Raw genomic sequence first — 13,404 nt, 5'->3', positions numbered from 1 at the left:
TGTTTTCTCAGCACACATCATACACCTATAGCCACTAGAAAAGCAATTTTAGATTCAGAAGACTTTAAGGAACTTTGGGATCGAATCAAATTTAAAACAACATATAGAGTTGATTTTGATAATGAGAAATTAATCAAAGACTGCGCAGAGGCAATCTTTGCTTGTCCACCTATCACTAAGACAAGGGCTCAATTTAGAAAAGCAGAGTTGGAAATTAGCAAAGGTGGAGTACTGGCGAATGAGACATCAAAATCGGGTTTCACGACAGTGAATGAAACAAATATTGAGTTGCCAGATATTTTGACTGATTTGCAGGATAGAACGCAGCTCACTCGTAAAAGTATTGTACGTATCCTGAAAGATAGCAAACGTTTAGAAGACTTTAAGCGAAATCCACAGCAGTTTATGGATTATTGTGCTGAAGCAATTATTAGAACTAAAAGATTGGCTTTGGTAGATGGTATAAAATATACGAAAGTAGGTAATGATCACTATTACGCGCAAGAATTGTTTGAGCAGACTGAGCTAAGCGGATATCTAAAAGATATGATCGAAGCACAGAAATCTGTTTACACCCATGTCATATATGATTCAGCGGGAGTTGAGCAAAATTTTGCACTTGATTTAGAGAAAAATGAAAAGATCAAAATTTATGCAAAACTACCTTCTTGGTTTAAGGTGCCAACACCGTTAGGTACATATAACCCTGATTGGGCAATTGTTGTTGATGATGAAGGAGAGGAAAAGCTATTTTTCGTTGTAGAAACAAAATCTAGTACATGGTGGGATGATTTACGTCATCAGGAAGGGGCTAAGATAAAATGTGGTGAACAACATTTTGCCGCATTAGCAGCAGATGTAGAGAAACCTGCTGAGTATATAAAAGCCAAGGATGTGGATGGTTTCATGTCGTATATTGGGTAATGGAAAAATCGTAGCTAAGGACACGTTTTTTAAATATATCTAAAACCTCCAACTCATTAGTAGCTCAAATTTAGTCAGATAGGTACAGTTATTTGTTCCAAACAGTCAGGTTAAATTTGAGCTAAATTCTATACCGTGGCATTGCACATCTTGCCTTATTAATGTATTCGATTGGTATTAAAATACGAGCCAATTGTCTAGTGATTCTGAGCAGCTCAAGAAAAACATAAAGTATCTACAGAATTGGTAGCTATTCAAAGTTAGATAATCTAATAATCACAATTTTGTGAAAATTATTAGAGATAATATCTTTTATTCCCTTAACCCATCAATAAAGTCCGCCCATTCCTGCATCATCTTTCTTCGATAATCTACATGCTGTGCATGGTTGTAAGCTTGAGAAACTGAGTTCCCAACGGTGTGGGCTAATTGAATTTCAATCGCATCATGCATATAACCTTGTTCATGTAAGGTTGTAGACGCAAGTCCTCGAAATCCATGCCCAGTCATTTTTCCCATATATCCCATAGTTCGAATTGCACTTAAGAGAGCATTATTGCTTAAAGGTTTGGCTTTACTATGGTTGTAAAAAACGAATTGCTTGTTACCTGTAATTGGTCGAAGACCTTCTATTAGCTCAACGGCTTGTCTTGATAAAGGAACAATATGAGGTAATGCCATTTTCATTTTGTATGCTGGAATACGCCATAAATGATTATCAAAATCAATCTCATTCCACTCCATATTGATCAGTTCAGCAGTTCTCACAAATGTTAATGTCATTAGTTGTAGTGCTGTTTTAACCAAGATACTACCGTGATAACGATCCATACGCTCTAAAAAAGGTGGAAACTCAGAGATATCCAAACGAGCCATATGTTTTACTTTACGTGGCTTTAATGCCTCTTGTAGGTGTGGGGTTGGATCATTCTCAATAATACCTTTACGGATCGCATAGCGAAAAATTCGGCCAGTTAAAGGAATAGAGCGTTTTGCCATTTCTAATGCACCACGCTCTTCAATTTTTTTCGCGCAAGCTAATACGTCCTTTCCCTTAATTTGATCAATTGGCATATCACCTAAAGCAGGGAACAGATCTTTCTCAAAAACAGATAAATCCCGTAAGTAAGTGCCTTCGGTGATCGCATCTTTACGATCTTGCATCCATTCCATTGCTAGAACTTTGAAAAGCTTGTTTTTATCAGTTTTATCGAGACGTTGATTTTTTGCGGCGTTAGGGTCGATATTATTATAAAGTTGTATTCGTGCCTCATCACGGACACGTCGAGCCTGAGCGAGAGAAATTTCAGGATAGCTTCCTATTGTTAAAGTGCTTTCACGTCCATTAAATCGATATTTTAACCGCCAGAAACGTCCACCTGATGGTGTAACTTCTAAATAAAGCCCTTTTTCATCTGAATAGCGTTTTTTCTTATCAATTGGTTTGATCTTTCTAACTTGCGCATCAGTAAGCATTTAGGATGTTATCCTTATATATTGGGGGATGATTATTGTTGATTTTAAATAGTCCCCCAATTATCCCCCACGTTATAGGGGATTACAATAGATCTCATCGAATAGTATAAGGCAATAAAAAAAGCCTAAACCTTTTAGATTTAAGCTTTTAAGACTCTATGAGACATCATAGAAATTAAATTTGGCGGTGAGAGAGGGATTCGAACCCTCGAAACGCTATAAACGTTTACACACTTTCCAGGCGTGCTCCTTCAGCCACTCGGACACCTCACCAATGGGGTGCGATAGTAACGAAAAAAAAGCAGGCTGCCAAGTTGTCGTCGAACAGATTTGCACAAAAACTTTTTGGCTAATGTTAAGATTGCGACATGTAATGTTCTGTATTGAAGACAATATATGCAAAATACTGCAAAAAAAGCAGCATTGCCTGCCACGGCATTGGCAGCATTAGGGGTGGTCTTTGGAGACATTGGAACAAGCCCTCTCTATGCGTTGAAAGAATCTTTCCATGCTGCACATGGTTTAGGGATTCAACCTGAAAATGTTTTGGGTATCTTGTCCATTATCTTCTGGTGTTTGATGCTGATCATTAGTATCAAATACATCGCAATCGTTATGCGTGCTGATAATAATGGCGAAGGTGGAATCATGGCTTTATTGGCCCTGAATCTACGAAAAGCAAAAATATCGGATAGTAAAAAGATTTATCTGATCGCAATTGGTTTTATCGGTGCATCACTCTTTTTTGGTGACGGGATCATCACCCCAGCAATATCGGTATTGTCGGCGGTTGAAGGTCTTTCGATTGCAACCAATGTGTTGGACCCGTTTATTGTACCGATTGCGATTGTTATCGTGACAACCTTGTTTTTGATGCAGAAACATGGAACTGCATTTGTTGGTAAATTCTTTGGTCCGATCACGTTATTGTGGTTTATGTCACTCGGGATTTGGGGAGTTGTCAGTGTTGTACAAACACCTTTAGTCCTTGGAATGGTGAGTCCACATTGGGCGATTCAGTTTATTTTCACTCATCCTGTCATGTCGTTCTTCATTATGGGGGCGGTGGTCTTAACAGTAACGGGCGGTGAAGCGCTTTATGCCGATATGGGACATTTTGGACCAGCGCCGATTCGACTAGGCTGGTTTAGTGTAGTGCTTCCTTGTTTAGTGCTTAATTATGCAGGGCAAGGTGCGTTATTGCTACGTGATCCGAGTGCGATTGAAAATCCGTTCTATTTACTCGTTCCAAGTTGGGCGCTTTACCCAATGATCATTTTGGCAACGATGGCGGCGGTGATTGCATCTCAAGCGGTGATTTCAGGCGTTTTCTCCTTAGCACGTCAGGCGATTCAATTAGGATATTTACCACGACTCAGTATTAAACATACTTCGGATTCAGAAGAGGGGCAGATCTATGTACCTTTCTTGAATTGGTTGTTGCTCGTGGCAATTGTTATCCTCATTTTAATTTTCCAAACTAGCTCAAACTTAGCAAGTGCATATGGTCTTGCTGTGACTTTGACCATGTTGTGTGACACGATTTTAGTCTCGATTTTTATCTACTATGCATGGAAATGGAGCTTACCAAAAGTTCTGCTTTTGATTATTCCATTCTTTGTTCTAGAGTCTATTTTAGTGGCTGCGGCATCATTAAAAATGTTCTCTGGTGGTTGGGTGCCATTATTGATCGGCGGTATCGCCATCATGATTCTGATGACTTGGAAGCGCGGTCGAGAGCTTACATTTGCCAAACTTGAACAAGATACGCTTTCATTGGATCTGTTTGTCAGAAGCTTGGGTGACAATGTACTGCGTGTACCGGGCGATGCGGTCTTCTTAACAGGCACGCCGAATGTAGTTCCTCATGCGATGTTGCATAATATTAAGCACAATAAAGTGCTGCATGAACGCAATATTTTAGTCACTGTGGTGATCGAAGATGTCCCTTTTGTTCCGCAAGAAGAACGTGTCAGCGTCGAGACTTTGGACGGTGCTTTTTATCGTATAAAAATCTTTTATGGTTTTAAAGATGAGCCGAATGTGCCGCGTGCGTTGGTTCAAGCTTATGAATTATTAGGCTTTGAATATGATTTAATGCAAATCAGCTTCTTTATTTCGCGTGATCGTATTGTGCATAGTGTTGGTGATGGGATGTCTCCATGGCGTGAGCGTCTATTCATCTCGATGCAGCGTAATACCAGCCCTGTGAGTGACTTTTATCAAATTCCAACCAACCGTGTGGTGGAGTTGGGTAGTCAAATTGAAATTTAATAAATATTGAAGAAAAAGGCACTTTAGAGTGCCTTTTTTATTGTCTGTTGTTCAATTGAACAGTTTTGCGACATAAATTGTCGTTCTTTGTGGTAACTCAATATACAGCGTAGTTTTGAATTGCTAAGCTTCGCGTTCATATTGATTTTGATGTAATTATGGCGAAGAGATCAACGAGAAAAGGTAAATCACAAGCTACTTTTTTAAGCCAAAATGTTGGAAAAATTATGCTTGCTTTGATCGCGACAGGAAGTTTTGCGATCGCATTTGGTAGTGAAAAAATTGCTAAATTTATTCCATTACAGTCGAGTAATGGGGCTTGTTTAAAACAGTTTTATCGCGATGTACCGCCATTATTAGCAAAAGATAGCCTTAAAAAAGACAGCTATGCACTGTGCTTTAATGATTTTAATGTTATGTACTCTGGGATTTCTAAAACCCCACTTTGGTCAGCAGAGCATCTCACGCCTGAACGTTTAAGTATCAAAATTAAGCGTGAAGATAATTTTCATGAAGAGACACGTGTACAACAGTCTCATCGTGCATTGTTATCCGATTATCGTGGTTCAGGATATGATCGTGGCCATATGGCACCGAATGCGGATATGAATAATACCGCAGCACAATATGATAGTTTTTCATTGGCAAATATGGTGCCGCAAGCACCGAAAAATAATCAGGAAGTGTGGCGTAAATTAGAAGAGGCGGTTCGAGCAGTCGTAACCAAACATCATAAAGATGCTTATGTACTCACTGGGCCAGTTTTTGAAGGTAAAAGATTAAAAACCATTGGCAGTGGAGTGATTGTACCAACGGCGGTATATAAGGCAGTTTATTTGCCCAAGCAGGGGATTATTGGTGCTTATTACGCTCCGAACAATAATTCTCAGCAGGTGAAAGTGGTGAGTATCTGTTATCTGGAAGAGAAACTGGGAATCAATTTATTTCCACAGCTGACCGAACAACAGAAGCGGAATGTTTATCATCTTCCACTCACTGCACAAAATGTAAAAGCCAATAGAGAGATCAGTTACGCGCATTGGGATGGTCAAAGTCAGTGCGCAGATGAAGCGGATAATGCCAGTATTCAAGCACAGCAAAAACAGTTCACCTCAGGACAAACGCAAGCAGCTGAAAGTAAATTTCCACAGATCGATGAGGAAACTAAACAAGCATTAATCAAGCAGTTAGTCGATGCCCTAGTTCAGTATTTCTTACAATTGTTGAGATAGTGTAGCGAAGATTGCAAAGTCTCCGCACTTCGCTCATGGTGTAAAACTGACAATAACAATGAGAGAAAAAATGTTTAAGCCTTTTCAAAACGGAAATGAGTCAGCAGCGATTTATGATCTGACACTAGAAAATGATTTAGATTGCGTGAGCTTATATGGCAATTTGCAGATCACCAAAGATCAAGAGGGTTTGAAAACAGCAAAAGCTTTACAGCAGTTTGTGAATGAGCTTGTGGCAGCATTAGAGCAGCAAGAATTGCCTGCGAAGATTGAACGTCGACCTGAACAAGAGATAGAAAACCCATTTCTATAAATAAAAAACAGCCTAATCAGGCTGTTTTTTTATTGCAATCTAGCTCAGTTTTTCTCCTTGCTTACCACCTTGTAGATGATTGCACCGATCACAGCACCAATAACTGGTGCTACCCAGAACAACCAAAGTTGGCTTAATGCTGCTGTTTCTGCAAAGAATGCAACGCCTGTACTACGTGCTGGGTTAACAGATGTATTGGTGACTGGAATACTGATTAAATGAATCACTGTTAAAGTCAAACCAATCGCAATCGGTGCAAAACCAGCAGGGGCATTCTTATGTGTAGATAACAAAATGATAATCAAGAAAACTGCTGTTAAAACCACTTCAATTAAAAATGCTGAAGCCAACGAAAAGTGGTTTGGAGATAACTCACCATAACCATTGGTAGCGAAGCCGCCTGTGCCTGCAAAGCCTGCTTGACCTTGAACGATAATGTAAAGAATAAATGCAGCGAATGTTGCACCGAGCACTTGCGAAATAATATATGGTGCTAAATCTTTGGCTTCGATACGACCACCCACCCATAAGCCCACACTGACAGCTGGGTTAAAGTGCGCTCCAGAAATATGACCAAAGGCATAAGCGCCTGTTAAAACAGTTAAACCAAAAGCAAAAGCAACACCTAAGAAACCGATTCCAAGTTCTGGAAATGCAGCTGCAAGCACTGCACTACCACAACCACCAAATACGAGCCAAAAGGTTCCGAGAAATTCTGCTAAATATTTGTTCATTTTTATCACCACACAATTTATAAAAAATAAAAAAGTAACCATCCAAAAATTTATTGTGGATATGTTCAACCTATGTGAAATAAATGTGAATTAATTCACGCAAGTTGTAGGCTATTGTATAAATGGTGTAAAAATAATGATCAGTTGTGAAACCGTTAGTTTGCCCCGAAATTTATTACGAATTGTAAGTTGTGTTGTCTTTCCGCCATTGCTGAGGCGTTTGTCCTGTCCAAATCTTAAAAGCACGTTGAAAAGCGCTTTGTTCTGAATAGCAAAGTAGCAGGGCGATTTCTTGTAGGCTCAAATGAGGGTCTTTTAAATATTCGGTTGCCAGCATAAAGCGGATTTGCTGTACGCGCTCTTGGAAAGTGGTGTTTTGTTGTTGTAAATGACGTTGTAATTGTCGTACTGAAAGTCCTAATTTCTCAGCAATAAAATCAATTTGATATTGGTTTTTTTGTAGTCCAGTCAAAATGGAATGTTGTAAACGTTGATCCAGTTGAGTTGAGTTTGGTAGTTGTTCCAATAGAGCCTGTGCTTGTTTTAACAACAGCTGTTGTAATGTGTGATCGCCAGTTCTAAGCGGTTTAAACGCTTCACTGACTGGAAGCAATAACTGAGTTTTAGGTTGTTCAAAACGAACACGACAATGAAAGTATTGCTCATAAATTGCGATGTTTTTGGGTGCTGTATTGACGAAGTGTACTTCATGTAAATGAATATTTTCGCCTGACATAAAGAGCTTTAGAAACTGCACCATAAGGGCAATTGCAATTTCATCTGTCAGTTGTGTTGGATGAGGTTCAGGGGCTTCCCAACGAATCGAGACATAAGGTGGATTGAACTCAACAATGAGAGGGCTGCCATCATAAATCAGTCGATGAAAGTCATGATATCGGGCCAAAGCCTCGCCTAAATTTTCACAGGACAAAGCAAGATAAGCAATAATCCCCAGATGCTTCGGTTGAACATATTCCGCAATTTCTAACCCTAAACCTGTTTTAGGGTGCATCGCATTGAGGTTTTCCAGCAAGTCACGCCAAATCACATAATCAAAGCGCTCTAGGTTTTGAACTTGTTGTAATTGTTCAGGAATTTCAATATTTTTTGCTTCGCAATAGGCTTTTAATAAGTGCCCCAAACCTCCAAATACAGAGCCTGTATAATTCTTGAGTTGAGACATCCCGTCTACTCCCGATCTTGTCGTGTTTTGTCAATATAACTATATCGTATCGTCAATACTTCGCCTATAAAAATTTATATCTTTAATAAAAATAAGGAAACTTTTGGAGAAAACCATGTTAAAGGGTTTTATTGCAGGTCTAGCCGTTGCAAATGCATTTGAGTGGTTTGCACATAAATACGTTTTACATGGCGTACATCGCCCAGGACAGCCACGCTATAGTCCAGTTCCAAAAAGTATGGAGTCACACTGGGCACACCATCGTGAAGTGCGCAAACAAGAATTTTCTGATGATTGTTATGTTGAGGGGCTAGATAGTTGGCGTACTCGTAATGAGTTAATGTCGCTTGCTGTGGCAGCGGGTGTAGCAAGTGTTGTGTTCTATCCTTTCTCGAAAGGGATGTCACTTGCCGCAATTTACAGTGCAGGAAATTATTATTATGTGCATCGTCGCGCACATTTAGAACCTGATTGGGCACGTCGTACAATTCCTTGGCATTATGATCATCATATGAATTCAAACCAAGATGCGAACTGGTGTGTGACACGCCCATGGTTTGATTATGTGATGGGAACTCGAGTAGTTTCTTCAGCTGATCTGAAAGAGGACAATCCGCTAGGTATCAAGTTACCAGCCTCTATTTCTAAAGCACTCAGTCATGCGATTGAATCTGTATTTCCAGCAAAATGGGTTGAGCAAAAGCCAAAACTGATTAAGCCTCCTGTCGTAGAACAAGAGCAAAGTGCATCAGTCGCTTAACCTATCTGTTAAGGGTAAATAACTACGTCAAAGTTATTATTTTGATAAATCACGACAATAAAGATGAGCTTGTCGTGAATTGTCAATAAAATCGGGATTTAATGTCAATATTTATGCTGAGTTTATCGCTACTTTAGCTCAAGCCTTTTTGTTGCTTAATATTTATCCAGATTTGCTGTATTTTGTTTACCCTCTAGCGTTGTATAAACGCAGTTTCCATACCTTGTTCCGCAAGGTATTTTTTTGTCTGAAAGAAATGTCAAAGAATAAAAAAAACCTCTCGAAATAAATTATTGAGAGGTTTTTTTTGAGTATCTCTAAGATTTAGAGACGCATTTCAATGCCTTGATCTGCCAAGTATTGTTTGGCTTCTGGAATGGTGTGTTGACCAAAGTGGAAAATCGAAGCAGCAAGCACCGCATCAGCGCCACCTTTCAAAATGCCGTCCGCTAAATGCTGTAAGTTACCAACACCACCTGAAGCGATGGTTGGAATATTAACGCGATCATTGATCTGGCGCATCAGCGCAATGTCATAACCTGCTTTGGTACCATCGGCATCCATACTGGTGATGAGAAGTTCGCCTGCACCATAGTCTGCCATTTTGATAGCCCACTCAATCGCATCGATTCCCGTCGGTTTACGTCCGCCGTGGGTGAAAATTTCCCATTTGTTCTCGCCCGTTTTTTTGGCGTCGATCGCAACAACGATACATTGTGCACCGAAGCGCTGCGAGGCTTCTTGTACGAACTCAGGTGTGAAAACAGCAGCTGAGTTGATGCTCACTTTATCCGCGCCAGCATTCAGCAGTAAACGAATATCTTCAACTTTACGCACGCCACCACCCACGGTGAGTGGAACGAAAACGCTTTCAGCCATACGCTCTACAGTGCGATAAGTCGTGTCTCGTCCATGATGGGTAGCTGTAATATCTAAAAAGGTAATTTCGTCAGCGCCTTGTTCGTTATAACGACGTGCAACTTCTACAGGATCACCTGCGTCACGGATATCTAGGAATTGAACGCCTTTGACGACTCGGCCATTATCAACATCTAAGCAAGGGATAATACGTTTTGCGAGCATAAAATTTTCCAAAAAATCGCCAATAGTGAAAGGAGACCGACTCTGGTGCTACACCTTCATGGAGGGAACGGGTATTCTATCAAACTTCACAGCTATTTTTTGCAGGTTTTCCATGTCGGTTTATACCCCGTTGAGTTTAGAAGAAGTTCAAGCATTCGCTGAGCCATATGGTTTGGCAGTGATTGACCTCATTCCAATCCAAGGCGGTATTCAAAACACCAATTATTTTTTGGTGGATCAGTCTCAGAAACACTATGTACTCACTGTTTTTGAGGAATTAGATGCCGAAGGTGCAGGTGAGCTTGTTCCTGTGCTTGATCGTTTAGGTGAGGCGGGCGTTCCAGTTGCAGTGCCGTTAAAACATCATGGACAGGCGATTCATAGCATTGCCAATAAGCCAGCACAAATTGCGCCGCGTATAATGGGTGAACATCCAGAGCAAGCTACTATTGATCAGGTTGATGCAATTGCCCAAGCACAGGCGAAAATGCATTTAGCGTTACACGGTTTTCCTTTAGAGCGCGATTTTAATCGTAATCATCAATATTGGTCTGATGTCGCGGCACAGCTTCAACCCAAAATGAATGCTGAAGATCAAGCATTATTGGCGCAGGTTTTCCAAAAGTTTGCAGAAATTACCCAGCAGCATCCTGACCGTCCTGTGGGTTTTATTCACTCTGATTTATTTAGAGACAATACCTTATTTGAGGGTAACCAATTACAAGGAATTCTTGATTTTTATGAACTGAATCAAGATGAATGGCTCTTTGATATTGCAATTAGTATCAATGACTTTTGTACAGCTTATCCTCAAGCCCATCTTGATCATGAAAAAGCAGCGCATTATTTAGCAGCCTATCAAGCAATCCGTCCATTAACTCAAGATGAGCTTGCATGTCTTGATATTTTCTTGGCGATGGCAGCTTGTCGATTTTGGAGTATGCGTTTGCAAGTGGCACAAAAAAATGCTGAACATGGGCGCACAGGTGAGGATATCTCGCAAAAAGATCCGCTTGAAATGCGTATGATGTTACAAGATCGTTTACAAAGAATCAGTGCTTAAGGAAGAGTTATGCGAGATCAAGGTCGTTTAGTCGAATGGTTTGATGAGAAAGGTTACGGCTTTATTCAACCCAATGATGTACACAAAGATCGCGTTTTTTTGCACATCAAAGACTTTGCTCGCACAGGTCCTCGACCAATTGTCGGCTGTGCTTTGGAATACACGATTACTCTCGATGAGCGCGGTCGTTATCGCGCTCAGCAAGTCACTTATTTAAAAGCATCACAAGTCTTTGAACATAAGACAAAACCAGCTCGACCAACAGCAGCGAAGCGTTGGTCTGCGATGCAAATCGGTATCGTGATTTATATTGTATTTATGGTGATTGCGAGCTTTAGCAAATTGCTACCGCCTTATACTTTATTGTTTGTCAGTTTGATGAATGTTTTGAGCTATTGGCTATATGCACAGGACAAAGAAGCAGCACAATTAGGCAATCGCCGTATCCCTGAGCAGACTTTACATATCGTTGACTCTCTCGGGGGATGGTGTGCTGGTTGGCTTGCGCAGCAAAAACTGAGACATAAAACACAAAAACAACCGTTCCGTAAGATTTATTTCTGTACCATAGGCTTTCATATATTGTTGATATGTTGGTTAATTTCTCCCCTCAATGTGTTTTATTAATATTGAGATGGAGTTTGGAGATAAATAAAAATGAACTATTCCGTAGATCAAGATCCAAACCGTACTTTAACGTTGGTTCTTTATGTACTTTATATTATTGCCATTTTTACTGGCGGTTTATTGGCGATCATTGCGCTCATCATTAACTATGTAAAACGTAGTGATGTTCAAGGCTCGATATTTGAAAGTCATTTTACTTGGCAAATTCGCACCTTCTGGTGGTATTTAGCTTGGAATGTTATTGCCTTTGTTCCGTTCTTATTCTTGTTCTTTACAGGTGATAATGGAACGGCGTTTGCGGGTGTTGCGTTAACGGCAACGACTTTTGCCTTTGCTGCCGTGTTTGGTGCATGGGTGTGGATTGTCTATCGTGCAATCCGTGGTTTAATTGCTTTAAATGATAATAAACCGATGTATCAATAAATCTGACTTCATACGGTGTGATTATTGAGCATGTACATTTAAATATTAAGCCCAATCAAAGTGAAGCGTTTGAGTTAGCCTTTCAGCAAGCTAAACAGATTATTTACCCAATGGATGGGCTGAATGCAGTTCAACTGATTAAACATGTCGAGGACAATCACCACTACATTTTGATGATTTTTTGGGACAGTATAGAACATCATACTGAAGGTTTTAGAAAATCAGCAGCGTATCAAGAATGGAAGGCATTATTGCATCCATTCTATGATCCGATGCCAACGGTTGAATACTATCAACCGAATATGTTGCTTAAAAAGAAAGAACCTTCTCATTGAGTTGGATAATTTTAATTTTTTAGTCTTATTTGTCTTTTAATATTTTGAGTTTCAATTCACTTACGAGCACACCTACGACCACCAATAAGCCACCAAATAATGCTAAAAGTGGCAAACGTTCACCTGCGATACGTCCAAATACACCAGCCCAGACAGGTTCTCCAGCATAGATAATCGCCGCACGTGTTGGATCAACCATTTTTTGTGCCCAGTTCATGACGAATTGAATCAATGCACTCGCGAGACCTAGCCCGACAGCCACGAGAAATAGTGGCCATGAAAAGCTTGGAATCGTATGCTCACCAACGAGAGGCATACTCGCAAAACAGAGTAATGAGGCAACTGTAAGTTGGATGATAGTCACGCGCCTTAAATTTACTTTACCTGCAAAATAGCCAATCAAAATGATTTCCATGGCAATCACAACTGCACAAATCAGTGTAAGAACTTGTCCATAATTTAGGCTAATACTTGAAAATCCATTTCCTGTCAGCAACACCAAACCTGAAAATGCTAATCCTGTTCCAATCCATGTCATCAGTGAAGGGCGTTTCTGAAAAATAACCCACATCAAAATAGGAACAAGCGGGACATAAAGCGCCGTTAGGAAAGCAGACTCACTACTTAAAATAGTTTGCAGTCCAATGGTTTGAGTGCCATAGCCAATCGCAATCATCACACCAATCGCTGTCCCAGCAAATGATTCTTTGAGCGTTAAGCCGCTCAAGGATTTTACTGAAATCAGAAAAATAACCAGTGCTGCGACAGCAAATCGACAGCCGACAAAAAACATCGGCGTACTAAAATTTAGTGCATATTGAACCGCTAAAAATGTTCCACCCCAAATCATCGTGATAAAGATCAGGGCGAATTGAGCCGCTTTGGGCGATTGTGACAAATTCGTCAAAGTAAAAATTCCGAATACAGGATGTGTGCAATATACTGCACATATTGCATTGGTTTTTAATGTTGTGCAA

The 13,404-nt window shown here is 40.2% G+C and carries 13 protein-coding genes, 1 tRNA gene and 1 pseudogene; 9 read left to right on the top strand and 6 right to left on the bottom strand.

Going from position 1 to position 13,404, the window contains the following annotated elements:
• Positions 1–924, top strand: a pseudogene (locus IO68_RS0117050) (restriction endonuclease subunit R); the annotation flags it as partial.
• A 312-nt stretch (positions 925–1,236) separates the two neighbouring features.
• Here the strand turns inward: IO68_RS0117050 and IO68_RS29425 are convergent.
• Both IO68_RS29425 and IO68_RS29420 read right to left on the bottom strand, forming a co-directional pair.
• The gene (locus IO68_RS29425) at positions 1,237–2,400 is read right to left on the bottom strand and encodes a tyrosine-type recombinase/integrase (protein WP_023013891.1); all 1,164 of its coding nucleotides are present in this window, start codon (positions 2,398–2,400) and stop codon (positions 1,237–1,239) included.
• A gap of 182 nt (positions 2,401–2,582) precedes the next feature.
• Positions 2,583–2,673: transfer RNA gene (locus tag IO68_RS29420), tRNA-Ser, on the bottom strand.
• Between the two features lie 123 nt (positions 2,674–2,796).
• Between IO68_RS29420 and IO68_RS29415 the strand changes: the two genes are divergently transcribed.
• The 3 genes from IO68_RS29415 (at position 2,797) to IO68_RS29405 (ending at position 6,219) form a co-directional block, all read left to right on the top strand.
• Positions 2,797–4,674 carry a potassium transporter Kup gene (locus IO68_RS29415; protein ID WP_004877957.1) on the top strand — a complete coding sequence of 626 codons (1,878 nt, stop codon included), beginning with the start codon at positions 2,797–2,799 and terminating at the stop codon, positions 4,672–4,674.
• Between the two features lie 158 nt (positions 4,675–4,832).
• Positions 4,833–5,906, top strand: a complete 1,074-nt coding sequence (locus IO68_RS29410) for a DNA/RNA non-specific endonuclease (protein ID WP_023013890.1) — start codon at positions 4,833–4,835, stop codon at positions 5,904–5,906.
• Positions 5,907–5,976: 70 nt separating this feature from the next.
• Positions 5,977–6,219, top strand: coding sequence for a hypothetical protein (locus IO68_RS29405; RefSeq protein WP_007480353.1), 243 nt, complete (start codon positions 5,977–5,979; stop codon positions 6,217–6,219).
• 44 nt (positions 6,220–6,263) lie between these two features.
• On the opposite strand, the gene aqpZ is transcribed toward IO68_RS29405, so the two are convergent.
• On the bottom strand, positions 6,264–6,953 hold the full coding sequence (gene aqpZ, locus IO68_RS29400) for an aquaporin Z (protein ID WP_023013889.1): 690 nt from the start codon (positions 6,951–6,953) through the stop codon (positions 6,264–6,266).
• 175 nt (positions 6,954–7,128) lie between these two features.
• A complete protein-coding gene (locus IO68_RS29395; RefSeq protein ID WP_023013888.1) occupies positions 7,129–8,136 on the bottom strand; it encodes an AraC family transcriptional regulator in 1,008 nt (335 codons plus the stop codon).
• Positions 8,137–8,251: 115 nt separating this feature from the next.
• Here IO68_RS29395 and IO68_RS29390 point away from each other — a divergent pair, with 115 nt between their 5' ends.
• Positions 8,252–8,896, top strand: coding sequence for a sterol desaturase family protein (locus IO68_RS29390; RefSeq protein WP_023013887.1), 645 nt, complete (start codon positions 8,252–8,254; stop codon positions 8,894–8,896).
• A 324-nt stretch (positions 8,897–9,220) separates the two neighbouring features.
• On the opposite strand, the gene hisF is transcribed toward IO68_RS29390, so the two are convergent.
• Positions 9,221–9,979 (bottom strand): imidazole glycerol phosphate synthase subunit HisF, encoded by a 759-nt coding sequence (gene hisF / locus IO68_RS29385; protein ID WP_007480344.1) that lies wholly within the window; start codon positions 9,977–9,979, stop codon positions 9,221–9,223.
• Between the two features lie 112 nt (positions 9,980–10,091).
• Here hisF and IO68_RS29380 point away from each other — a divergent pair, with 112 nt between their 5' ends.
• The 4 genes from IO68_RS29380 to IO68_RS29365 are packed head-to-tail and all read left to right on the top strand — an operon-like array spanning position 10,092 to position 12,427.
• Positions 10,092–11,042: a homoserine kinase gene (locus tag IO68_RS29380; RefSeq protein ID WP_023013886.1), complete on the top strand. Its 951-nt coding sequence runs from the start codon at positions 10,092–10,094 to the stop codon at positions 11,040–11,042.
• A gap of 9 nt (positions 11,043–11,051) precedes the next feature.
• Positions 11,052–11,669, top strand: a complete 618-nt coding sequence (locus IO68_RS29375) for a DUF1294 domain-containing protein (protein ID WP_023013885.1) — start codon at positions 11,052–11,054, stop codon at positions 11,667–11,669.
• Positions 11,670–11,699: 30 nt separating this feature from the next.
• Positions 11,700–12,092, top strand: coding sequence for a DUF4870 family protein (locus IO68_RS29370; protein WP_023013884.1), 393 nt, complete (start codon positions 11,700–11,702; stop codon positions 12,090–12,092).
• Between the two features lie 17 nt (positions 12,093–12,109).
• Positions 12,110–12,427 (top strand): antibiotic biosynthesis monooxygenase family protein, encoded by a 318-nt coding sequence (locus IO68_RS29365; protein WP_023013883.1) that lies wholly within the window; start codon positions 12,110–12,112, stop codon positions 12,425–12,427.
• Positions 12,428–12,452: 25 nt separating this feature from the next.
• On the opposite strand, the gene IO68_RS29360 is transcribed toward IO68_RS29365, so the two are convergent.
• Positions 12,453–13,334 carry a DMT family transporter gene (locus tag IO68_RS29360; RefSeq protein ID WP_031234886.1) on the bottom strand — a complete coding sequence of 294 codons (882 nt, stop codon included), beginning with the start codon at positions 13,332–13,334 and terminating at the stop codon, positions 12,453–12,455.
• Positions 13,335–13,404: the final 70 nt, after the last annotated feature.

This window comes from Acinetobacter sp. COS3 (assembly GCF_000475335.1).
GTDB classification, from domain to species: domain Bacteria; phylum Pseudomonadota; class Gammaproteobacteria; order Pseudomonadales; family Moraxellaceae; genus Acinetobacter; species Acinetobacter venetianus.
The sequence above is the reverse complement of the archived record's forward strand: the minus strand, read 5'-3'. Positions and strand labels throughout refer to the sequence as shown.

Coding starts and splice junctions, on each gene's coding strand:
- IO68_RS29425 (WP_023013891.1), bottom strand. CDS start 2,400: ATGCTTACTGATGCGCAAGTTAGAAAGATCAAACCAATTGATAAGAAA.
- IO68_RS29415 (WP_004877957.1), top strand. CDS start 2,797: ATGCAAAATACTGCAAAAAAAGCAGCATTGCCTGCCACGGCATTGGCA.
- IO68_RS29410 (WP_023013890.1), top strand. CDS start 4,833: ATGGCGAAGAGATCAACGAGAAAAGGTAAATCACAAGCTACTTTTTTA.
- IO68_RS29405 (WP_007480353.1), top strand. CDS start 5,977: ATGTTTAAGCCTTTTCAAAACGGAAATGAGTCAGCAGCGATTTATGAT.
- aqpZ (WP_023013889.1), bottom strand. CDS start 6,953: ATGAACAAATATTTAGCAGAATTTCTCGGAACCTTTTGGCTCGTATTT.
- IO68_RS29395 (WP_023013888.1), bottom strand. CDS start 8,136: ATGTCTCAACTCAAGAATTATACAGGCTCTGTATTTGGAGGTTTGGGG.
- IO68_RS29390 (WP_023013887.1), top strand. CDS start 8,252: ATGTTAAAGGGTTTTATTGCAGGTCTAGCCGTTGCAAATGCATTTGAG.
- hisF (WP_007480344.1), bottom strand. CDS start 9,979: ATGCTCGCAAAACGTATTATCCCTTGCTTAGATGTTGATAATGGCCGA.
- IO68_RS29380 (WP_023013886.1), top strand. CDS start 10,092: ATGTCGGTTTATACCCCGTTGAGTTTAGAAGAAGTTCAAGCATTCGCT.
- IO68_RS29375 (WP_023013885.1), top strand. CDS start 11,052: ATGCGAGATCAAGGTCGTTTAGTCGAATGGTTTGATGAGAAAGGTTAC.
- IO68_RS29370 (WP_023013884.1), top strand. CDS start 11,700: ATGAACTATTCCGTAGATCAAGATCCAAACCGTACTTTAACGTTGGTT.